Raw genomic sequence first — 20,317 nt, 5'->3', positions numbered from 1 at the left:
GCGGAAAAGCTGGATTTTTTGGGTTGGCGTCCCTAGATGGCGCGCATCATGGCAACGATGATTTCTAACGTCGGACTGGCTCAGGCCGACTTTCAACTGGCAGCGCCGTTGAAGGATCGCCGAATCGTGGTCGCGATGTCGGGCGGAGTCGATTCGAGCGTCGTCGCCGCGCTGGCGGCGCGGTCGGGGGCCGAGGTCATCGGCGTCACGCTGCAACTATATGACCATGGTGCGAAGGCAAAGCGCGTCGGTGCCTGCTGCGCTGGACAGGATATTCGCGATGCGCGGGCGGTCGCCGACCGACTGGGCTTTGCGCATCACGTCTATGACCATGAAAGCCGTTTTCGAGACACGGTAATCGATCAGTTCGCCGACGAATATCTGGCCGGTCGGACGCCGATTCCGTGCGTGCGCTGCAACATGGGGGTCAAGTTCACCGACCTGTTCGCGCTGGCAAGGGAACTCGGTGCCGATTGTCTGGCGACCGGCCATTATGTCCGCCGCATGATCGGGCCGAACGGCGCCGAACTGCACCGCGCGGTCGATCCGGCGCGCGACCAGAGCTATTTTCTGTTCGCGACGACGCAGGCGCAGCTCGACTTTTTGCGCTTCCCCTTGGGCGGGCTGGAAAAGAGCGTGGTGCGCGAGATCGCGCGCGAGCTGGGGCTGGGGGTCGCGGGCAAACCCGATAGTCAGGACATCTGCTTCGTTCCCGACGGCGATTACGCAACGCTGGTCCGCAAGCTGCGTCCTGAAGCCGATGATCAGGGCGAGATCGTTCATGTCGACGGCACCGTATTGGGCGCGCACAAGGGGCTTATCCACTATACCGTCGGCCAGCGGCGCGGGATCGACATCGGCGGACAGGCGGAGCCGCTCTATGTCGTGCGGCTGGATGCTGCGGCAAAGCAGGTGATTGTCGGGCCGCGCCGCGCGCTCGCGGTAGCAGCGGCGCGGCTGGGCGAGGCGAACTGGCTGGGCAATGTCGATGACCGCACGGTGCTGGCCAAGGTTCGCAGCATGGCGCGGCCGGTACCGGCGCGGGTGGTCGGCGACCGGCTGATCTTTGCTGCGCCCGAATTCGGCGTCGCGCCGGGACAGGCCGCGGTGCTTTACGACGCTGCCGACGCAAGCCGCGTGCTGGGTGGTGGCTGGATCGAAGAGACTTTTGCCGCCGACGCAACCTAAGCCCTCGCAACCATTGACATTCCCGCCTGTTGGTTCAGCTTGGACGACAGGAATGGGGAGACGAACATGACCAACTGGATCTGGCGCGGCGCGGTGCTGCTGTGGGCTGCCTTTTTTGCCATCGTGGGTTTGCGCGGCGTCATCGACCCGGCGAGCTATTCGGAGACGTTCAACTTCTCGATCACCGGGGTGGCGATCAACACACTGCGCGCCGACCTGTCGGCCTTTTTCATTGTGGCGTCGGGTGCGGCGGTGCTGGGCGCCCTGGTGCCCGGGTGGGTACGCGCCTTGCTGGTGCCGGCGGCGCTATTTGGTACGGCGCTCGCCGGTCGTCTGATCGGTGCGGCCATGGGCGATCCGACCAATTGGGGCATTATTCAGGGCATGATCGTCGAAGCTTTGACGGTCGTGCTGATGCTGGCGAGCTGGTGGGCCTTGTCGCGGCCCGCCGAAGCACCGGTCGTGGTGGGCGATAGCGGCGGCCTGGACGATACACCCCTCTGATCGGTGACCGCGAATCCGGGTCGGTTGTTGTGTTTTGAGCCATTCTATGAGCTAATGCCCACCGGGTTGCTTCTTTTCCCTTTCACGGTGGACGAAGCGTATGGCAGTCGATGATGAGAAGCGAGCACCGTCGGACAGGCGGTCGACGGACAGGCGCGTTGCCGAGGATCCCGGCTATAAGGGGCCAGAGCGGCGCAAGGCCGACCGGCGCTCCGGCAAGGATCGCCGATCGGTCGATTGACCGCGCGGCACGGGAGAGTTTCTTTGGCTGAACCGAATGTGCCGCGGCTGAGCGTCGATATCGTGTCCGATGTCATGTGCCCTTGGTGCATCATCGGGTGGCTGAAGTTCCAGCATGTGATGGCGCATTTCGCTGGGCGACTCGATTTTCGCGTCCAATGGCATCCGTTCGAACTCAACCCCGATATGCCGCCCGAAGGCGAGGATGCCGCCGCGCACGTCATGCGCAAATATGGCATTACCGCCGAACAGAGCCGCGCCAACAGCGGCAAGCTGGCGGGCGTCGCGGCCGACCTTGGCTTTCAGTTCAACCGGGGATCGGGCTTCCGGATGCGCAATAGTTTCGACGCCCACCGTCTGCTGACTTGGGCCGGGGCGCTGGAAGAACCCGATCAAGCGGCGGCAACCGGGGTGCAGACCGCGCTGAAGCTGGCGCTGTTCGCTGCGCATTTCACCGACAATCGCGATGTCAGCGACCATGCGGTCCTTGCCGACGTCGCCGTCTCGGTCGGGCTCGACCGAACCCGCGCCGCGGCGATCCTCGCTTCGGGCGAGTTCGGCGAGATGGTCCGTGCCGAAGAGGCCTATTGGGCCGACCAGAATATCACCGGCGTTCCCGCCTTCATTTTGGGCGGCCGCATGATGATTCCCGGTGCGCAGGATCCCGAGGTGTTCATCCGGGTAATCGAGAACAAGATACTCGCCGCGGCGGCGTGACCGCGTCGCCTCGGCGCGCCGAACGACTAGCGTTTTGAATGCAGGATGTCGGCGAGCGCGATCGGGCCGATCGTCAGCGCAAAGCTGATCATCATGAAGGCAAAGACGAGGACGGGCGTCTGCATAAGCGGGTGGGTCATTGATCGGCTCCCTTGAAATGGCGATGTCCCGCCATCACCGCATTGCCGGTCAGCGTCGTTGATCTGCGTCAAATCGCCTTTGCGCCAGCGCGCCGCCCCCTGTGCTAATCGTCGGTATCGTCCGGCGCGGGCGGCAATTCCCCGCGCAGCGGCGGGTTCGGGCCAACGAGCTGGCGGGCGATGTCGGCGGCGATCAGCTGGGCCACCGGATCATCACGCCGCGCGCCATATTCGTCGTGGCGCGCGGTCAGATAGGCGGTGCGGTCGTCGGCGGGCAGCGCGGCGGCTTCGGCATAGAGGCGCACCACCTGTAGCCATGGGGCGTCATCGGTCAGCACATCTTCGGCCCAGCGGCTGAACGGCCCGCCTGCGGGCGTCCACCCGCCTTCTGATTGGCGGAGGAAGAACAGCACCCGCGAACCCCTGGGGACCATGTACCGGATACAGCCGCCGGTCTGTGACAGCGGGTGGGCATGTTCCAGATCGTACGGATGGCTGAGGATAGCCAGCGGAGTGGGGGCCAGCGCGATCGGCAGGCTCGTCGGTGCGGCGGCGCGGTCGCCCTTGATCGCCGCCACCGGCGTGATGTCGATCCGCATGGCATCGGGATCGTCGATGGCATCGATCGCGGTACCGCCATCGACGGTCGCGAGCAGGATCATGTCGGCGCCTTCGACCAGTTCCATGTTCGTCGGGATCCGGTAATCGCCCGCGACCGAGCAGGCCGCAGCGGGAAGCGGCACGGCGACAAGCACGGCGGCAGCAAGCGAGAGCAGGATACGCATCGACAGAGCGTAGAGCATGGCGGCGCCCGCAGGAAGCCCGGCGTTGCTTTCGGGCGGCTCGTCGGCGCCGCCGGATCGATGGCGGCTGCCGGACGTTCGGGTACCAGACTTTGCGGGCGGTCCCGCAAGGCGGCAAGGAGAATGACGATGGCTGAGCATGACCATAGTGCGATTAAGGAACATATGACCGTCATCGGCGCCGATGGCGTCCATGTCGGCACCGTCGACCATCTCGACGGCGAGCGGATCAAGCTGACCAAAGGCGACAGCGGCGACGGCAAGCATCATTTCCTGCCCGCCGGACTGGTCGCGGCGGTGGAGGGCGACACGGTGCGCCTGTCGGCAACCGGCGCCACCGCAGTCGACCTGTTCGAAGAGGCCGAATAACCGGCGCTCCGCGCGTACGTATCCGGCGCCATGGCCCGCCCCGGTATTTGGGGCGGGCCATTTCTTTTGGGCCGCGGCGCGCGCTGTCGCCGGGGCGGGATTTTGTGCAAGGTCAAAGACTCGCGCGCGATTTTGCAGTACTGGAGTCGCACAGTCGGCGCGGCCGTAAACGACCCGCCGGCGGGGTCGTTCGGGCTGCGCGACAGGCCAAAAACGCCGCGCCATCCCCCATGTGGCAATGCAACAGGGGAAAGAGCATGAAGCATTTTTCGATGAAGAGCATCGCGGCGCTGGCGGCGGTGTCGATGCTGGCGACGCCGGTGCTGGCGAAGCAGGCGCCGGGGTTGCAGGATCTGGTCGGTGCGCGCGGGTCGAGCGGCGAAACCCAGCTGGAAATGCGCGGCTATACGCATATCGAAACGCACAACGACGGCGACCGCAAGCACAGCTATTGGTGGAACCGCGACGGCAAGCAATGCGCGCATGTCGTGACGTGGGACGGCAAATATCAGTCGGTCGAAACGGCGTCGCGGTCCGACTGCAATCAGGGCGGTGGTGGCGGCGACAATGCCGGAGCCGCGGTCGCGGCGGTCGCCGGGATCGCGCTGATCGCGGCGCTGGCGAGCAAGAAACACCATAAGGACAAGGAGTATGACCAGCAGGGAACGGGCGAGTTCGACCGCGGATACCGCGACGGCCTGTATAACGCGCCCTACCATAATTATGGCCGGTCCGACGCCTATTCGAGCGGCTATCAGGCGGGGGTGAACGAGCGGAGTTCGAACCTGGGCCATCATTATGGCGGCGGCGGTTATGCCGAGGTCGGGCAGTTCATGGACCTGAACGGCGCGCGCGCGTCAAGCGCCGACGATGCGATGCGCGACCGCGGCTTTACCAATGTCGACAGCTTCAAATCGGGCAACACCGCGTACAGCGTGTGGAACCGCCGCGCGAGCCGCCAGTGCGTCCAGATGACGGTCGCCGATGGCCGCGTTTACGACATCCGCGATATCGGCACCCACCCGCGCTGCCGATAGGCGGCGGCGCGATCGCGACGGACGGCTGGCGCCCGGCGGCAAGGCTGCTATGGGCGGGGCGATGAAGCCTGTGGGATCGCGAAGGGTGGTGCTGGCCCGGTTGAAGGCCAAGCCGTTGCTGGCGGGGCAATTGCTGTGCGCGCTGGCCGCCGCTGTCTTGGTGCTACGGCAGGCGCTCCCCGTGTGGGACGACGGCGCGGCCGCCGTGGCGCGCGCGGTGCTGTTCGGTAACCTGCTGGTCAGCGCCGGGATCGCCGCGGCGCTGGTCGGACTTGCCGCTTTTCACCGCGCGTGGCGCTGGCGCGATGCCTATATCTGGCACGACGGCAGTATGCTGTATCGCGGCGGCGGCGGCGAGCGCTGGCCATTGGCGCTGATCCAGGACGTGGTGGTCGCCAAGGGCGAGCTGGGCATCGCATCGCTGCGGCTGGTGGTCGACGACGACAGCGAGGTGACGCGCGAGCTGGTGAAGCTGTACCTGCTGGAGGATGCGCCCGAGGCGGTGCGCGGCGGGGTGATGTTCGCGGTCGCCGGGGTGCGCGGGTTTCCGGGCGGATCGATGCTGAACTGAGCGGGCGGCGGCGCTGGGAGTTGTCAAACTTGTCACCGCATCGACCCCGGAAACAAGCGGTTGGTAACCGGGCATAGGACGCAAAGATCGCCAAGGTCGTCTATTGCGGCGGCGGCGCGAAACGTCGCAAAGGTCGCGCGCGACCGCGATGTCCGGCGCGCGGTGGGGCAGGGGGTTTGGACGCGTCAAAGAGCCAAGCCGCGAGGGTGGCATGGCGAGCAATTGTAGGAAAGCGGTTATTGGGGCGGCGGGCTTGAAAGTGGATTTGATCCAGTAAATCGTCGCCCTGGCTCGCGTCATTTGCGGGGTTGTGGTCCGGGCGGGGGCGGATAGGGCGCGGCGCCCGCATGGTCATAGCTGTAGCTTTGCGACAGGCGGAAGCGCGCTTCGGCGGGCATCCATTGCCACAGGTGCATATAATGCGCCCCGCCGACCATGTCCCAGCGGGTTTCGCGGGCGTTCCATTCGAAAAAGACATGCGCGCCTTCCTCCAGCGCGCCCCAGTCGCCCATCGCGCGGACGCGGTGCGACCCGGGGACGAGCAGGCGGCGGTTCTTGTACCCCGCCTGGGTGCCGCCGGGCTGGCGATTGGCGCAGCTTTTGGCAACATCGGCGACCATCGCATCGCGGCTGGGTTCGGCGAGGCCGCCCTTGTCGTGAATCATCCGGAATTCGGGAGCGAGCAGGTCGGGCAGCGCCCCGGCGTCGCAGCCTTCGAACACGGCCCAGAAGAGGCGCGCGTCATGGGCGCCGATTTGCGCGGTCAGCGCTTCGCCGGTGGGCATGGGGGTGGCGGCGACGGGCGGCGTTGTGCCGAGGGCGGCGGCGAGAAACAGGGTGGCGAAGGGCATGGCGGGTTTCCTTGCTGTGTTGTTCGTATCATACAGGTGGGCGGCGAAGGCAAGGCGCTCCACCTGATTGTCACTACGCCTCGTCACCCGCGAACGAGGCCCATGACTCGTTCGCCTTGATCCGGGGTCCATGCCACGACCGTAGTCGCGGATGCCGGATCAAGTCTGTCCTGAGCTTGTCGAAGGGTCCGGCATGACGAATGAGGGGGAAGTGTAGGGTGGCCGTCACCGGCCAAGCGGCGGCAACCCCAATTCTTCCGCCAGATCGCGCCAATCGGGGTTCGCCGCCTCGATCAGCTCGATCTTCCACCGGCGCTGCCAGTTCTTGATTTGCTTCTCGCGTGCGATCGCTGCGTGCATTGCCGCGGCGAGTTCGAACCAGACGAGCGTTTTGACGCCATAGCGTTTGATGAAGCCGTCGAAGCTGCCGTCGCGATGCTGGCAGATACGCTGGATCAGGTGCGAGGTGACGCCGGTGTAGAGCGTGCCGTGGCGGGCGCTGGCCATGATATAGGCGCAGGGTTGAAAGTCGGCGTGCATGGGGTGGAGGCTAGGGCGGTGATGGACCCCGGATCAAGGCGAACGAGTCACGGGCCTCGTCCGCGGATGACGAGTTTAGCGCAAACCGGATACTTCACACTCCTCGTCATGCCGGACTTGATCCGGCATCCATGCGGCGCTGGTTGAGCGATCTAATTGGGGGTTATCGCACCTGTCACCGTAACTCCCTCTCTTCCCTCAATTTAGCAAATTCTTTTAGTCCTAAATGAACTTTTAATCGACTAGCGCCATTGTCCCATCCTGCCTGAGGATCTGTATACTGAAAAACCCATCCGCTACCGCCCTTTCCAATGCCGCGGCGATATCCAATAACTGAAAAGTTATATAAAGTTTCTAGTGCTTCTTCGGGATCTTTTTCATTTTTCTTGGTTCTGCGTTTTTCGTATGATTCTATAAAGTCTTCTCGGGAAAATGTAATAGTAACCAATTCAGAGAAAACCTGAAGGGATTCTGTCCATTTTTCCCAGTGAGGACCGAGTTCGTCATCTAGTTCCTGTTTGAGGTACCTAGAATAAGGCTCTCGAGCAAGTTGAATATCCTCGTTATCGAATATGTTAGCATCAGGGGTGCGATTCAGGCTTATTTCCAAGGCACAATTCAAAAACTGAATTACATCTCTCGGTCTGAGAAATGTTCTTGCGATTATATGGTTCCATTTCGGCTGCGAGCCTCGCATAACCGCGCCATCTTCAATATCATCCCAAGAGTATTTTTCTCCAAGCTTTACTTTGATTCTCTCATTGATGAGAGCAAGCAAAGAATCGGAATCCCATTCTAAATATACTGAAGAAGATTGAGATATTTTATTTTTGTCCGAAAACCTAAATTCGTCCCAAATATCTGTTCGCAGATACGCAATCGGCTGGATACTCACCCCGTATTTTGTATTTTTCCTGACAGACCGGCACGCCAAAACGAGGCCAACGATCATTCGTTCATGCTGGTCGTCAATCTGCGAGAGTCCTTGATCTAGTTCATCGAAATGAATTAGGACCTTCTTTTTTCCTATTTGGTTTCCGATGGTTAGAGCTGTGTCGAGTAGAATATCTGTGAGCGCATCTGCTTCATGTGCCAACCCGCCCTGCTTTGTTTCAAGGTCTATTCCGCCAAGCGCATTCCCCATTATTGAGGGGGTGAAAGAAGCCTTGGAAAGTTTCAACTTTGGCGGGCGCAGAATGTCTTGGAGCGTGGGATCTATGCCGCCGTAGTTATCGAAAAGGAAGGCGTAGGCCGAGCGTTGAGAATCTGTAACAATCTTTCCGCCACAGGCTGAAAGTAGCATGGAGAGAGTCTTTACGGCGATAAGATATCGCCAAGATGCAACGTAGGACTCAATTTCAGAAGCTCCATAGTTTCTACGCTTTTCGTGCAAAGACCATGGATAGTCTCTAAGGCTTAACGAGGAGGAAAGGTAATTATCCGTAGAGTTTGCAAAGTACTTAGATATTGCTGTCTTTCCTGACCCTTTTCTTCCTAGAACTATCAGCGCTTCCCCATTCTCTATTCGGGTAACGGCTTCAGTTTTTAGAAAGTAGGACAGTACGGCGTCATCCTCTTCGGCTGCAACGTCACCAAAGGTCCCGATAGACGCATGAAAACCCATGTTTTCCTCCAAATGGGTAACCGAGCGGTTGCCGCAACTCGTTTCTATTATCTTTTCGCGCTTAGCGATCAAACCGAAAACCCCCCAGCATTGCGCCGGTTCGAGCTTGCCGCCAGCACCTTCTTGCCCGTCGGGGTCAGCGCCCACTTTGCGCCCTGTTTCTCCACGAGGCCCAGCGTGACGAGTTCGTCGCGGATCGGGTCGGTGGGGAGTTGGGGGCGGCGGTTCGACAGGCCTTCCAGCGTCGAACGCTGCGGCTGGCTGAGGATGAGGAGCTTCTCTTTTTTCTTTTCGGTCATTTTGGTCTCTGACTTTTGCGTTGCGCGGGGGTGCGGCGTTGCTCGCCCTCCCCGCTGCAACTAGCGGCCCTTCGACAAGCTCAGGACCGCAAGTTTCGCAGCCCCTCCCGCAAGCGGGAGGGGATTAATATCATTCGGCGGCGATGCCCGCCTTCGCGAACATATCCTCGCCGTCGGTTTCGGCGGCGGGGGTTGGGGCGCCGTCGTCGTTGGCCTTGGCTTTCTTGCGGTTGTCGAAGCTGGACCACACGGTGTTCCAGTCGCCGCGCGTCGCGCCCTTGCTGTATTCGGTGGCGCGCGTTTCGAAGAAGTTCGCATGCTCGACGCCGTTCAGCAGCGGGGCGAGCCAGGGGAGGGGGTGTTCGTCGATCATGTAGATCGGCTGGAACCCCAGCTGGCCCAGGCGCCAGTCGGCGATGTAGCGGATGTAGCGCTTGATCTCCTTCGGGGTCATGCCGGGGACGGGGCCCTGTTCGAACGCCAGGTCGATGAACGCATCCTCGAGCCGCACCGTTTTCTGGCAGGTGTCGATGATGTCTTCCTTCACCGCCTTGGTCAGGCAGCCGCGTTCCTTGGTGAAGGTGTGGAACAGCTTGATGATGCCCTCGCAGTGGAGGCTCTCGTCGCGGATCGACCAGCTGACGATCTGGCCCATGCCCTTCATCTTGTTGAAGCGCGGGAAGTTCATCAGCATCGCGAAGCTGGCGAAGAGCTGCAAGCCTTCGGTAAAGCCGCCGAACATCGCGAGGGTGCGCGCGATATCCTCGTCATTCTCGACGCCGAAGGTACCCATATAGTCGTGCTTGGCGCGCATCTCGTCATATTCGAGGAACATGCCGTACTCGCTTTCGGGCATGCCGATGGTGTCGAGCAGGTGGCTGTACGCCGCGATATGCACCGTCTCCATGTTGCTGAACGCGGTCAGCATCATCTTGATCTCGGTCGGCTTGAACACGCTGCCGTATTTTTCGTGGTAGCAATCCTGCACCTCGATATCGGCTTGGGTGAAGAAGCGGAAAATCTGGGTGAGCAAATTTCGTTCATGGTCGCTGATCTTCTGCGCCCAGTCGCGGCAATCCTCGCCCAGCGGCACTTCCTCCGGCACCCAGTGGATCTGCTGCTGGCGCTTCCAGAAATCGAACGCCCAGGGATATTCGAAGGGTTTGTAGGTTTTGCGGGCTTCTAGAAGGGGCATCTACTTACTCCACTGCGTCGTTCGGGCGCGCTTGCGCCGAAAGTGATGAATCCAAGACCAAGCCACCGCGACGACAACGATCGTCGGCATCGACCATAGCCAGACAAACAAACCTATTTCGACTGCGCCCCCGGAAAGCAGGTCGGGGCTGCAGTTATATTTCTTCACCAACCCTGTGAGCCGACGACCTGAGTGATCGCAATCGCCCGGCCACACGGCGGATACCATCAGCGCAATCCCGATCGCGAGATAGGCCAACATGACGCCCATCAGTATCCAGAACTTTCCAGCGCCGAGTGCCTCATGGCTTTCCCGCAATTGCGTGATGCCAAAAGTGTCGGCGAGGAAACTCTTTACTGACAAGCCAGACACTCGTCATAATCGGTGGTCTGCAGCTCGTATTTCGGGGCTTCCGACGTGTTGTCGGCCTCGACCCCGCCAGCGAAGCCGGCGCGCTGCACCGATTTCGAGCGGAGATAGTAGAGCGATTTGATGCCGAGTTCCCATGCGCGGTAGTGGAGCATGAGCAGGTCCCACTTCTCGACGTCCGCCGGGATGAACAGGTTCAGCGACGCCGCCTGATCGATGTACGGCGTGCGGTCGGCGGCGAGTTCGAGCAGCCAGCGCTGGTCGATCTCGAAGCTGGTCTTGTACACATCCTTTTCGTCCTGGGTCAGGAAGTCGAGGTGCTGGACGCTGCCGCCGCGTTCGAGGATCGAGTTCCACACCGCATCGCTGTTCTTCGCCTTGTCGACGAGCAGGGCTTCGAGGTGCGGGTTGCGGATCGAGAAGCTGCCCGAGAGCGTCTTGTGCGTGTAGATGTTCGCCGGGATCGGCTCGATGCACGCGCTGGTGCCGCCGCAGATGATCGAGATCGACGCGGTCGGCGCGATCGCCATCTTGCAGCTGAAGCGCTCCATCACCCCCTGATCGGCGGCGTCGGGGCAGGGGCCGCGCTCGTTGGCGAGCAGCATCGAGGCGGCGTCGACCTGCGCGCGGATATGCTTGAAGACGCGGAGGTTCGACGATTTCGCCATCGCGCCCTCGAAGGGCAGGCCGCGCGCCTGAAGGAAGCTGTGGAAGCCCATCACGCCGAGGCCGACCGAGCGTTCGCGGCTGGCGCTATATTTGGCGCGCGCCATTTCGGGCGGGGCGCGGTCGATATAGTCCTGCAGGACGTTATCGAGCATGCGCATGACGTCCTCGATGAAGCGCTTGTCGCCGTTCCACTCGTCCCAGGTTTCGAGGTTGAGGCTCGACAGGCAGCAGACCGCGGTGCGATCGTTGCCGAGATGGTCGCGGCCGGTCGGCAGGGTGATTTCGCTGCACAGGTTCGAGGTGGTGACCTTGAGCCCCAGGTCGCGATGATGCTTGGGCATCATGCGGTTCACCTGGTCGATGAAGATGATGTAGGGCTCGCCGGTCGCGAGGCGCGTTTCGACGAGCTTCTGGAACAGCCCGCGCGCGTCGACGGTGCCGCGGACGCTGTTGTCCTTCGGCGAGCGGAGGTCGAATTCCTTGCCGTCGCGGACGGCCTCCATGAACTCGTCGGTGATGAGGACGCCGTGGTGCAGGTTGAGCGCCTTGCGGTTGAAGTCGCCCGAGGGTTTGCGGACCTCGAGAAACTCCTCGATCTCGGGGTGCGAGATGTCGAGGTAGCAGGCGGCCGAGCCGCGGCGGAGCGAGCCCTGCGAAATCGCGAGGGTGAGGCTGTCCATCACGCGGACGAAGGGGATGATGCCGCTGGTCTTGCCGTTCAAACCGACGGGTTCGCCGATGCCGCGCACCGCGCCCCAGTAAGTGCCGATGCCGCCGCCGCGGCTGGCGAGCCAGACATTCTCGTTCCAGGTGCCGACGATGCCTTCGAGGCTGTCGTCGACCGAATTGAGGTAGCAGCTGATCGGCAGGCCGCGGCCGGTGCCGCCGTTCGACAGCACGGGGGTCGCGGGCATGAACCACAGTTTCGAGATATAGTCGTAGAGCCGCTGCGCATGCTCCTGATCGTCGGCATAGGCCGACGCGACGCGCGCGAACAGATCCTGATATGATTCGCCGGGGAGGAGGTAGCGGTCCTCGAGCGTTTCCTTGCCGAAGTCGGTGAGCAGCGCGTCGCGGCTGGCGTCGGTCACGATTTCGAATCGGCGCGCGTGGACCTTGGCCTCGCTGCTGTCGTTAAGCTTGGCGGCAGGCGCTGCTGCCGGGGTCGATTCGTTCGCTGGGGGCGCTTCGTTTTTCGTCAATTCCATCGTCGCCACGTCGCTCGTCTCCACCCGTTCTGTCTCGCGAAAATCCATCTTTTCCGTCCCCGATTGCCCATGCGCCGCGGCGCATATGTTCCTGTCTTGTTCGACTCGGGACGAAGCCCCAGCCTAGCATCTATTCGATCCGCGGGGGCACATATTTTTGGCCGCACGAAGTAGTTTTCCGAGCCCATGTGCAGCGGGCGACGGAAATCCGCCATTTTTGGCTAACCACTAATGCTTGGGGTGCCCCCTCGGCTGACCCACCATCTATAGTGCCACGTCGGCGTGACGATGCAAGACGGTAAATGACGTTTTAGCGACTCGGTTCGTCGATATTTTGATTCGTCTCGTCGCTGGCGATGCCCGCGCGAGGCGCGCCATGCCAGCGTTTCCGCCACTCAGGCCCGGTGGCTGCGCCGCGCGACCGCGCGCAATGTTTTTTCAAGCGGGATCAGGCGGTGATGAGGGAGCGGCGCGGAGGCGGCGTTTCGCCGGGTCGCTATTCGCGATTTCGCTATCGCCCGCGCCGGGGACGGGCGCACGGCAGGCAAAGAACATGACAGGCAAAGAAAAAGGGCCCCGGACATGTCCGGGACCCTTTTCTGTTTGATATTCGGATTAAGCTTCTGCGCCGCCGTTGCCGGAGCCGCCGCCGCCCATCCATCTCCAAAACCAACCCATAAGATATCTCCTGTCGGCACTGCCCACGAAGAACAGTTAACGGAGCATATACCATCTTTGGTAAGGTAAATCGAGTCTTAACCATAAAATTGCCACCAATATGGCAGCTATCCGGTGCGGTTTTGTTGCGGTGCAGCAAGGGTCGCGGTGAGCTCGGAAAACAATTGCGGTTTTCCAAGATGATAACCCTGACCAACGTCGCAGCCGAGCTGGCCGAGCAGCGTCATGGTTTCGGCATCTTCGATGCCTTCGGCGACTGCTACGGCGCCCAGACGATGTGCTAGGTCAATGGTCGACTTAACGACTTCGAGGTTGCGCTGCGAATCGCGCATGGTCATCACGAATCGCTTGTCGATCTTGATTTCGTCGGCCTCGATTTCGGTCAGATATTCGAGATTTGACTGCCCCGTCCCATAATCGTCGATCGACAGCCGGATGCCCGTGCGGCGGAGCTGCGCGAGCGTCTGGCGCGCCTGGCGGCTGTTTTCGATCTGCGCGGTTTCGGTAATCTCGATCGTCAATATCTCGGGCGGCAGATGATGCGCGGTCAGCATGACACGGATCGTCCCGACCAGATCATTATGGTCGAGCAGCGTCGCCGACAGGTTGACCGACATGTTGATCCGGTGACCGCGCTCGTGAAGCTGCGCCGCCGAGCGGATCGCCTGATCCATGACGAACAGGGTCAGGCGGTAGATGTCCTGGCTCTTTTCGGCCTGAACGATGAATTCGTCGGGCGGGATCGGGCCGCGCGTCGGGTGGGTCCAGCGCGCCAGCGCCTCGACCCCGACCAGCTTGCCCGTCGCGATGGCATATTGCGGCTGGAACGCGACCCAGATGTCGCCCCCGGTCAGCGCATCCTCGAGCTGCGAGTGGAAGGACAATTGCCAGCCGGCATCGTCCTTTTGCCGCGGGACATATTTGGTCCACAGCGCGCGCGTACGGATCGCGCGTTCGGCGGCGACCAGCGCGGCGGCGAGGCGCTGCGCGTTCGATCCTTCGAACTCGTCGTTGACCCCGAAGGCGATCGCGACATCGACGCGCAATTCGCCGATCGTGAGCGGCGCGTTGAATAGCGCGGCGAGGCCTGCCAGCTGCCCTTCGATCTGGCTGTGCTGATAATAGGGGACGAGCCAGGCGAAGGTGCCGTCGAGATCGTGGTGCAGCGTCGTTCCCTGCGACGCCAGTTGCAGGCGGCGGGTGACCTGTTCGACCAGCTTGCCGATCCCGTCGCCCGGAATGAAGGCGGCGAGATCCTCGAAATTGACCACCTTGGCAGCGATAACGGTCGCGCTGCCGAAGGGAGCTTGGGTGCGCAGCGCTTCGAAATTGGGCAGGCCGGATACGGGGTTTTCGCGCTGCGCAGACGAGCGGCGACGGGTGCGCGCGACGTTGGCACTTATCGCCGCGATCAGGAAACAGGCCGCGCCGATGTGGATCGTGACGAGCGAGAGGCTGCCGACTACTTTTACGACCAGCAGCGCCGCGGCGATCACGCCCGCGGTCACCCCCTGCCATCGGCCGTTTCGCCACGCGAGCGCCGCAAGCATGGCGAGGAAGCTGACGGCAAGGGCCGGGAGCCAGCCAATATCGACCGGCTGCCCACGCTTGAGTGCTTCTCCCGCGATCAAATGGATATAGGCGCCATGTACCTTGTCACGACCCGGCAGATAATGCTGGCCAGGCAAGGCCGCCGACGCCGAGGCAAAGATCACATCCTTGCCGCGGAGCAGCTCTGGATCCAGCTTGCCCGTCATGACGTCGATCGCGCTATATTGCGTGATCGTGTCGGGGTCGTAGGACAGGTCGAGAGCGAATTGGCCGGGTGCGTCGAGCGGGCGATTTGCCAGCAGTGCGGCAAAGCTGGGCAGGATCCGGCCTTCGGCGTTTACCGCGAGAGGCACTTTCCATACCTGCCAGAATTCATATTCCAAACCGATGAAGCCAAGCTTGGCCTGGTTACCAAAGCGCGAATCGGGCCATCGCAGTGCGGTGGCCGTGGTTCCACCAAAGCTGGCGGACGGTACCGCGAGGATGATGCGATCGCCCATCTGGCGCACCGCTGCGGCAAATTTTGGAAAATCCCGATCCTCGGTTCGGCGTGCGTAGGAAAAATCGACGAACAGGCGCTTTGCTGGCGACGCTTGGATGGCGCGCACCAATTGCATGTGGTGGTTGATGTCGAAATCCTGATTGCCGACCGCCTGCAACGTCTTGTCGTCGAGCGCGACGACGACCGTGTCACCCGATACCGCGCGCGCGGTGATGCGGCTGGTCGCCATCGAGATCAGCCGATCGGGCAGCTCGCCCGCACCGCTGACGCCGACGATCAGGCTGAGAATCAACGCCAAGGCGATCGTGCGCCAGCTGATGATCAGACTTTTGACCGGGATGGGCACGCACGTCTCCAGCAATTGCCGGATGTGCCTAGTCCCAGATGGTTATCATCGCGTTAATCATGAACAAATTCTTGCCGGGGTCGAGGCGCCCGAAACCGGCTTGAATCCGCTGGATTCAGGCGAGTTTCGGGAGCGGAGCCAGCACGGCGTCGCCGGCCAGCGCCGACGGTGCCAGGCCGATCGCCGCGGGGACGATTTGGGCCAGGTAAAAATGCGTCGACGCGAGCTTGGCTTCGAGGAAGGCGCGGTCGCCGCTGCCCTCGTCGAGCGCGATTTTCGCCGCGCGATGCTGAAGCGCCATCAGCCAGCCGCAGGTCGCGGTCGCGAGCATGGTCAGATAGGGGTAGCTGCCCGCGAGCCGGTCGGCGGTGTTCGCATCGACCATCCAGTCGGTCACGGCACGGCACGCATGGGCAAGCTGCTGAAGCTCGGCGAAATCGGTGGCGGCATCGGTGATGTCGTCGATCAACCCGCGGACGAGGTCGCCACCCGCCATACCGAGCTTGCGCCCGACGAGATCGGCGGCTTGGATGCCGTTGGTGCCTTCGTAAATCGGGGCGATGCGCGCGTCGCGATAATGCTGCGCGGCGCCGGTTTCCTCGATGAAGCCCATGCCGCCATGAACCTGGATCCCGAGGCTGGCGACCTCGCAGCCGATGTCGGTGGCATGCGCCTTGACCAGCGGGATCAGCACTTCGGCGCGCATCGCCGCGTCCTCGTCGCCCAATTTGCCGAAATCGGTCTGCGCCGCGGCGTAATAGGTGAGCGCGCGCGCGGCTTCGGTCTGGGCGCGCATCCGCCACAGCATGCGGCGCACGTCGGGATGCTGGTCAATCGTCACCGGGGTGCGGTCGGGCGAACCCGCGAGCGACGACTGGACACGCTCGGCGGCAAAGCGCTGCGCCTGCTGCGTCGCGCGTTCGGCGATCTGGACGCCCTGGCAACCGACCATCAGGCGTGCATTGTTCATCATCACGAACATCGCGCGCATCCCGCCCATTTCGTCGCCGACGATTTCGCCGAGGCAGTCTTCGCCCTCGCCATAGACCATCACTGCGGTCGGCGAGCCGTGGATGCCGAGCTTGTGCTCGATCGAGGCGCAATGGACGCCGTTCGAAATCGTCGGATTGCCGTTCGCGTCGAGGCGATATTTGGGGACGAGGAACAGCGAGATGCCGCGCGTCCCCTCGGGCGCGCCGGGGGTGCGCGCGAGGACGAGATGGACGATATTGTCGGTGAGGTCATGCTCGCCGAAGGTGATGAAGATCTTCTGACCCTTGATCCGGTAGAGGCCCGCGTTGGGGCCTTCGGTGACCTTTTCGGCGGTCGAACGCAGCGCGCCGACGTCGCTGCCCGCCGCGGGTTCGGTCAGGTTCATCGTCCCGTTCCACGCGCCCGACACCAGCTTGGGGAGCCAGGTCTGGCGCTGCTCCTCGGTGCCATAGGCCATCAGCGCGTGGATCGCGCCCGGGGTCAGGATGTTGCAGAGGGTAAAGCCCATGTCGGCGCTGCCGAGCGCCTCGATGATCACGGTCGCGAGGGTGAAGGGCAGTCCCTGGCCGCCATATTCGGTTGGGCCGTCGATGCTGCCCCAGCCGGCATCGACGAACTGTTGGTACGCTTCCTTGAACCCCGGGGGCATGGTGACCTTGCCGTCCTGCCATTTGGGGTTGTTGACGTCGCCGACGCGGTTCAGCGGCGCATAGACCTCGGCCGCGAATTCGCCGATGCCGGTGACGATGGCCTCGACCATGTCCGGGGTCGCATCGGCGAAACGATCATGCTGCGCCATCGCGTCGATGCGCGCGATGTGATTGAGGACGAAGAGCTGTTCGGTGGTGGGCGGCGTGTAGGTCATGCGATGGCCGACTTTCTTGATGAATCTGGTTGCGCGGGCGCTATAGCGCGGCATGGCCCATGCCTCAAATCCCACGCTGGCTCGCGCGTTCGATAGGAAAGCTATCGCCGAAGCGGCGGCGCTGGTCGCGGCGGGACAGCCCGTCGCGGTGCCGACCGAGACGGTTTACGGACTCGCCGCCGATGCGCGCAACGCGGCGGCGGTGGCGCGGATCTATGCGGCAAAGGGGCGGCCCGATTTCAATCCCTTGATCGTGCATGTGCCCGATCTGGCGGCGGCAGAGCTTTTGGGGGTGTTCGGCGCGGCCGAACGGGCGCTGGCGACGCTTTTCTGGCCGGGGCCGCTGACGCTGGTCGTGCCGCGTACGGACGACTGCCCGGTGGCGAGCATCGCGACGGCGGGGCTGGCGACGATCGCGCTCAGGGTGCCCGGGCATCGCGCGATGCAGGCCTTGCTGGCGGCGAGCGGGGCGCCTTTGGCGGCGCCCAGTGCCAATGCGAGCGGCGGGGTCAGCCCGACGAGGGCAAGCCATGTGCTCGCGACGCTGGACGGGCGGATTGCGCTGGTGATCGACGACGGGCCGACGACGGCAGGGGTCGAATCGACGATCGCGCGCGTGAATGAGGGCGCGGTCGAGGTGCTGCGGCCGGGGCCGGTGACCGCGGCGATGCTAGGCGAAGCGAGCGGGCTTCCCGTGATGGGGGTCAAGGGAGCCGAGATTGTCGCGCCGGGGATGCTGGCAAGCCATTATGCGCCGGGCAAGCCGGTGCGGCTGGAGGCAACGGATTTTGCGGAGGACGAGTTCGGGATCGGATTTGGTGCGGTTCGGGGCGATTATGATTTGAGCGCGGCGGGCGATCTGACCGAAGCGGCGGCGCGGCTGTTCGATGCGCTGCACGCCGGGGCGGCGAGCGCGAAGACGCGGATTGCCGTTGCGGCGATCCCTGCCGAGGGGTTGGGCGCGGCGATCAACGACCGGCTTTCGCGCGCGGCGGTGTGATATTTGGTTCGCACGAAGAAACAAAGACACGAAGATGTCGGGTCGCCGTTCGTCACTCCGCTTATCGCCGCAGGCGATTTTTACGAAAGGCGCTTCGCGCAATCGGCAAGCGAATGGGGGGGCTATTGCCGACGTCTTCGTGTCTTTGTGTCTTCGTGCGAACTATTCTTCTCAAGCCGCCGCCGGTTCGACCGGGTCGAGCTGCGGGGTCTTGCGCGCCACGATCAGGCAGCCGACGACGATCAGCGCCGCGCCGGCGATCGTCGGCCAGGTCACCGCTTCGTCGAAGAACATCCAGCCGAACAGCATCGCCCACAGGAAGCCCGTATATTCGGTGGTCGCGAGGATCTGCGCCTCGGCGCGGGCGTAGGCCCAGCTGAGCAGCAAGAGCGAGGCGACCGCAAGAAAGGCGGCGCCGACGATCGGCAGCGTCTGGTCGCTGCCGGGGACGGCGAGGAACCATGGCGCGCCCGCCGCGAGGATCAGCGCGACGAAGCCGTTCTGGAAAAAGGCGATTTCCATCGGTTCGGCCATCTTCGCCTGCCGCCGCGCGAGGATGAGGTTATAGGCATAGAGCAGCGCCGAGCCGACCACCGCACCGACCGCCCACAAGGCTTCGGGCGCATAGTCGCCGCGGCCGAGCTTGCCCGCGACGATCACCAGCACCCCGCCGAGGCCGAGCAGCGAGGCGAGGATCGAGCGCGGGCCGATCTTTTCGCCGAGAAAAATCGCCGCCATGTAGAGCGTGACGAGCGGCGCGATGAAGGCGATCGCGATCGCCTCCGCCATCGGCAATCGCGCCAAGGCCCAGAAAAAGCTGACCGCCATGCCCGCGACGAACAGCGATCGCACGGCGTGGATACGCAGCGTTGCGCGGTCGGGCATCGCGGGGCGCGAGGCGAAATAGAGCGCGCCGCTGAGGATCGTTCCGGCGCCGGTGCGCCACAGGACGGCGTTATAGGCGCCGATGTCGATCGAGAGCCCCTTCATCAGCACGTCCATCGCGGAAAAGGTCGCGATCCCAGCGCAGGCGATGAGGAAGGGGATGACGGGGGAGGGCGAATCGGGGCGCATGGGGTGAGCCTTAGCCGAGCTTCTGAAATGGAGGGAGGAAGATGCGGCATTTCCAATCCTCCCTGTCGCGCGGCGATGGGGAGGGGGACCGTCCCCGCGAAAGCGGGGATGGTGGAGGGGTCGCTACGGCAGCGCCAAAGCCCCTCCGTCAGCGCTTCGCGCTGGCACCTCCCCATCGCTGCGCGACAGGGAGGATTGCCGCTTATCGAAACGTTGCTTGCCCCGCGCCGTCGATGTTGAGCTTCTGGCCCGAGCAATAGCTGTTCGCGCCCGAGACGAACCACACGACCGCCGCGGCGACGTCGGCGGGGACGGCGACGCGGCCGAAGGGCATTTTGGTGTCGAGATGGTGGATGTCGGCATTGCCGGTGATCGCGCGCGACAGCTTTTCGCCCATGTCGCTGACGGTGAGCGCGGGGGCGACGATGTTGACGCGGACGCCGTTTTTCAGCTCCTCCTTGGCGAGGGTGAGCGCGAGGGCTTCGCCTGCCGCCTTCGCCATCGTGTAGGGCGCGCCGTTGGGCGAGTTCACATAGGTCGCGATGCTGGAAATGACGATGATGTCGCTGCGGGCGTGGGTGCGCAGCTGTGGCAGCGCGAGGCGGCTCAACCGATGCGGCCCCGCGGCGTGGACGGCGAAAAGCTTGTCGACTTCTTCGGGGGTCGTGTCGGCGACCGACAGCCCGCGGCTCGCGATGCCCGCGTTGTTGATCAGGATCGACATCGCCCCGAAGTCGGCCTCGATAGCGGCGACCATTGCGGCGCAGGCGGCCTCGTCGGTGACCGACGCTTGATAGGCCTTGGCCTTGCGGCCGAGCGCCTCGATCGCGGCGACGGTTTCGGCGGCGGCTTCCTCGCCGCGGGTGTAATTGACCGCGACGTCGGCGCCCGCTTCGGCGAGGCCGATCGCGATGCCGCGCCCGATCCCGCGCGAGGCGCCGGTGACGAGCGCGACGCGCCCCGCAAGGTTCATCTCGGCCATAT

General features: G+C 63.3%; 19 protein-coding genes. 7 read left to right on the top strand and 12 right to left on the bottom strand.

From position 1 onward, the window contains the following. Positions 1 to 48: 48 nt before the first annotated feature. From mnmA to SPYCW_RS13335, 3 genes are all read left to right on the top strand, one after another. A complete protein-coding gene (mnmA, locus tag SPYCW_RS13345; protein WP_443029443.1) occupies positions 49 to 1,188 on the top strand; it encodes a tRNA 2-thiouridine(34) synthase MnmA in 1,140 nt (379 codons plus the stop codon). Positions 1,189 to 1,254: 66 nt separating this feature from the next. Next, a complete protein-coding gene (locus SPYCW_RS13340) occupies positions 1,255 to 1,692 on the top strand; it encodes a hypothetical protein (protein ID WP_120217181.1) in 438 nt (145 codons plus the stop codon). Between the two features lie 264 nt (positions 1,693 to 1,956). Then, positions 1,957 to 2,649, top strand: coding sequence for a DsbA family oxidoreductase (locus SPYCW_RS13335; protein WP_120217180.1), 693 nt, complete (start codon positions 1,957 to 1,959; stop codon positions 2,647 to 2,649). A gap of 244 nt (positions 2,650 to 2,893) precedes the next feature. Here SPYCW_RS13335 and SPYCW_RS13330 read toward each other — a convergent pair whose 3' ends face one another. Further along, on the bottom strand, positions 2,894 to 3,592 hold the full coding sequence (locus SPYCW_RS13330) for a hypothetical protein (protein WP_120217179.1): 699 nt from the start codon (positions 3,590 to 3,592) through the stop codon (positions 2,894 to 2,896). 129 nt (positions 3,593 to 3,721) lie between these two features. Here SPYCW_RS13330 and SPYCW_RS13325 point away from each other — a divergent pair, with 129 nt between their 5' ends. The 3 genes from SPYCW_RS13325 (at position 3,722) to SPYCW_RS13315 (ending at position 5,569) form a co-directional block, all read left to right on the top strand. Then, positions 3,722 to 3,961: a DUF2171 domain-containing protein gene (locus tag SPYCW_RS13325; protein ID WP_120218302.1), complete on the top strand. Its 240-nt coding sequence runs from the start codon at positions 3,722 to 3,724 to the stop codon at positions 3,959 to 3,961. A gap of 257 nt (positions 3,962 to 4,218) precedes the next feature. Continuing rightward, positions 4,219 to 4,998, top strand: coding sequence for a hypothetical protein (locus tag SPYCW_RS13320; RefSeq protein WP_120217178.1), 780 nt, complete (start codon positions 4,219 to 4,221; stop codon positions 4,996 to 4,998). Beyond that, positions 4,946 to 5,569, top strand: coding sequence for a hypothetical protein (locus tag SPYCW_RS13315; RefSeq protein WP_232014712.1), 624 nt, complete (start codon positions 4,946 to 4,948; stop codon positions 5,567 to 5,569). The genes SPYCW_RS13320 and SPYCW_RS13315 overlap by 53 nt, the downstream gene beginning before the upstream one ends. Positions 5,570 to 5,865: 296 nt before the next feature. On the opposite strand, the gene SPYCW_RS13310 is transcribed toward SPYCW_RS13315, so the two are convergent. From SPYCW_RS13310 to SPYCW_RS13275, 9 genes are all read right to left on the bottom strand, one after another. Beyond that, positions 5,866 to 6,420 (bottom strand): DUF4440 domain-containing protein, encoded by a 555-nt coding sequence (locus tag SPYCW_RS13310; RefSeq protein WP_120217177.1) that lies wholly within the window; start codon positions 6,418 to 6,420, stop codon positions 5,866 to 5,868. Positions 6,421 to 6,645: 225 nt separating this feature from the next. Next, entirely contained in the window at positions 6,646 to 6,960 is a 315-nt protein-coding gene (locus tag SPYCW_RS13305; RefSeq protein ID WP_120217176.1) for a GIY-YIG nuclease family protein, read from the bottom strand. Positions 6,961 to 7,135: 175 nt separating this feature from the next. Beyond that, positions 7,136 to 8,584 (bottom strand): P-loop ATPase, Sll1717 family, encoded by a 1,449-nt coding sequence (locus tag SPYCW_RS18830; protein WP_145985989.1) that lies wholly within the window; start codon positions 8,582 to 8,584, stop codon positions 7,136 to 7,138. 68 nt (positions 8,585 to 8,652) lie between these two features. After that, positions 8,653 to 8,883 carry a hypothetical protein gene (locus SPYCW_RS13300; RefSeq protein ID WP_120217175.1) on the bottom strand — a complete coding sequence of 77 codons (231 nt, stop codon included), beginning with the start codon at positions 8,881 to 8,883 and terminating at the stop codon, positions 8,653 to 8,655. Positions 8,884 to 9,013: 130 nt separating this feature from the next. Beyond that, entirely contained in the window at positions 9,014 to 10,078 is a 1,065-nt protein-coding gene (locus tag SPYCW_RS13295) for a ribonucleotide-diphosphate reductase subunit beta (protein ID WP_120217174.1), read from the bottom strand. After that, positions 10,079 to 10,441, bottom strand: coding sequence for a hypothetical protein (locus SPYCW_RS13290; protein ID WP_120217173.1), 363 nt, complete (start codon positions 10,439 to 10,441; stop codon positions 10,079 to 10,081). It lies immediately after the preceding gene. Further along, positions 10,432 to 12,372, bottom strand: coding sequence for a ribonucleoside-diphosphate reductase subunit alpha (locus SPYCW_RS13285; RefSeq protein WP_172595498.1), 1,941 nt, complete (start codon positions 12,370 to 12,372; stop codon positions 10,432 to 10,434). Before SPYCW_RS13285 ends, SPYCW_RS13290 begins: the two co-directional genes overlap by 10 nt. A gap of 737 nt (positions 12,373 to 13,109) precedes the next feature. Continuing rightward, positions 13,110 to 15,401: an EAL domain-containing protein gene (locus SPYCW_RS13280; protein ID WP_120217172.1), complete on the bottom strand. Its 2,292-nt coding sequence runs from the start codon at positions 15,399 to 15,401 to the stop codon at positions 13,110 to 13,112. Positions 15,402 to 15,516: 115 nt separating this feature from the next. After that, complete coding sequence (locus SPYCW_RS13275; protein ID WP_120218299.1) at positions 15,517 to 17,259, bottom strand: acyl-CoA dehydrogenase; 1,743 nt, start codon at positions 17,257 to 17,259, stop codon at positions 15,517 to 15,519. 52 nt (positions 17,260 to 17,311) lie between these two features. Here SPYCW_RS13275 and SPYCW_RS13270 point away from each other — a divergent pair, with 52 nt between their 5' ends. Next, positions 17,312 to 18,259 (top strand): L-threonylcarbamoyladenylate synthase, encoded by a 948-nt coding sequence (locus tag SPYCW_RS13270; protein ID WP_120217171.1) that lies wholly within the window; start codon positions 17,312 to 17,314, stop codon positions 18,257 to 18,259. A 171-nt stretch (positions 18,260 to 18,430) separates the two neighbouring features. Here the strand turns inward: SPYCW_RS13270 and SPYCW_RS13265 are convergent, their stop codons facing one another. Both SPYCW_RS13265 and SPYCW_RS13260 read right to left on the bottom strand, forming a co-directional pair. Beyond that, the gene (locus SPYCW_RS13265) at positions 18,431 to 19,333 is read right to left on the bottom strand and encodes a DMT family transporter (protein ID WP_120217170.1); all 903 of its coding nucleotides are present in this window, start codon (positions 19,331 to 19,333) and stop codon (positions 18,431 to 18,433) included. 202 nt (positions 19,334 to 19,535) lie between these two features. After that, positions 19,536 to 20,315, bottom strand: coding sequence for an SDR family NAD(P)-dependent oxidoreductase (locus SPYCW_RS13260; RefSeq protein ID WP_120217169.1), 780 nt, complete (start codon positions 20,313 to 20,315; stop codon positions 19,536 to 19,538). Positions 20,316 to 20,317 lie beyond the last annotated feature (2 nt).

Source organism: Sphingopyxis sp. EG6 (genome assembly GCF_003609815.1).
Taxonomy (GTDB): Bacteria; Pseudomonadota; Alphaproteobacteria; order Sphingomonadales; family Sphingomonadaceae; genus Sphingopyxis.
The sequence above is the reverse complement of the archived record's forward strand: the minus strand, read 5'-3'. Positions and strand labels throughout refer to the sequence as shown.